The organism is Cellulomonas sp. ACRRI (assembly GCF_022346185.1).
Classification (GTDB): Bacteria; Actinomycetota; Actinomycetes; order Actinomycetales; family Cellulomonadaceae; genus Cellulomonas.
The window spans coordinates 1-1,495 of the sequence record NZ_JAKRMS010000253.1; the positions used below are offsets into that span (position 1 = coordinate 1).

Here is a 1,495-nt window from a genome sequence, read left to right on the forward strand (position 1 = left end):
AAAAGTATGAGTGGTGAAGTTGTCGGCTTATTAGTACCGGTCAGCTGCGAGGGTCTTTCGTCCCCTCTTCCACATCCGGCCTATCTACCCGGTGGTCTAGCCGGGAGCCTCTCGGGGCAAGCCCCGTGGAAACCTCATCTTGAAGCAGGCTTCCCGCTTAGATGCTTTCAGCGGTTATCCCTTCCGAACGTAGCCAACCAGCCGTGCTCCTGGCGGAACAACTGGCACACCAGAGGTTCGTCCGTCCCGGTCCTCTCGTACTAGGGACAGCCCTTCTCAAGTTTCCTGCGCGCGCAGCGGATAGGGACCGAACTGTCTCACGACGTTCTAAACCCAGCTCGCGTACCGCTTTAATGGGCGAACAGCCCAACCCTTGGGACCTACTCCAGCCCCAGGATGCGACGAGCCGACATCGAGGTGCCAAACCATGCCGTCGATATGGACTCTTGGGCAAGATCAGCCTGTTATCCCCGGGGTACCTTTTATCCGTTGAGCGACGGCGCTTCCACAAGCCACCGCCGGATCACTAGTTCCGACTTTCGTCCCTGCTCGACCTGTCAGTCTCACAGTCAAGCTCCCTTGTGCACTTGCACTCGCCACCTGATTGCCAACCAGGCTGAGGGAACCTTTGAGCGCCTCCGTTACATTTTAGGAGGCAACCGCCCCAGTTAAACTACCCACCAGGCACTGTCCCTGATCCGGATCACGGACCGAGGTTAGATGTCCAGAGCGACCAGAGTGGTATTTCAACGTTGACTCCACCGACACTGGCGTGCCGGCTTCACAGTCTCCCACCTATCCTACACAAGCCGCACCGAACACCAATACCAAGCTATAGTAAAGGTCCCGGGGTCTTTCCGTCCTGCTGCGCGTAACGAGCATCTTTACTCGTAGTGCAATTTCGCCGAGTTCGCGGTTGAGACAGCGGAGAAGTCGTTACGCCATTCGTGCAGGTCGGAACTTACCCGACAAGGAATTTCGCTACCTTAGGATGGTTATAGTTACCACCGCCGTTTACTGGGGCTTAAATTCTGAGCTTCGCCTTGCGGCTGACCCGTCCTCTTAACCTTCCAGCACCGGGCAGGCGTCAGTCCGTATACATCGTCTTGCGACTTCGCACGGACCTGTGTTTTTAGTAAACAGTCGCTTCTCCCTGGTCTCTGCGGCCCTCCACGCTTCCCGGGCAAGCCGGTACACGCTTCAGGCCCCCCTTCTCCCGAAGTTACGGGGGCATTTTGCCGAGTTCCTTAACCACGATTATCTCGATCGCCTTGGTATTCTCTACCTGACCACCTGAGTCGGTTTAGGGTACGGGCGGCTAGAACCTCGCGTCGAAGCTTTTCTTGGCAGCATAGGATCACCCTCTTCCAGCATACGCTGTCACCATCGGCTCTCAGGCTTGATGAGTGGCGGATTTGCCTACCACTCGCCCTACGACCTTGGACGTGGACTACCATCGCCACGCCGGGCTACCTTCCTGCGTCACTCCTGTTAA

General features: G+C 57.0%; 1 rRNA gene. It reads right to left on the bottom strand.

Annotation, left to right across the window (positions count from 1 at the left end):
• Window positions 1-10 precede the first annotated feature (10 nt).
• Window positions 11-1,495, bottom strand: a 23S ribosomal RNA gene (locus MHY85_RS20980); the annotation flags it as partial.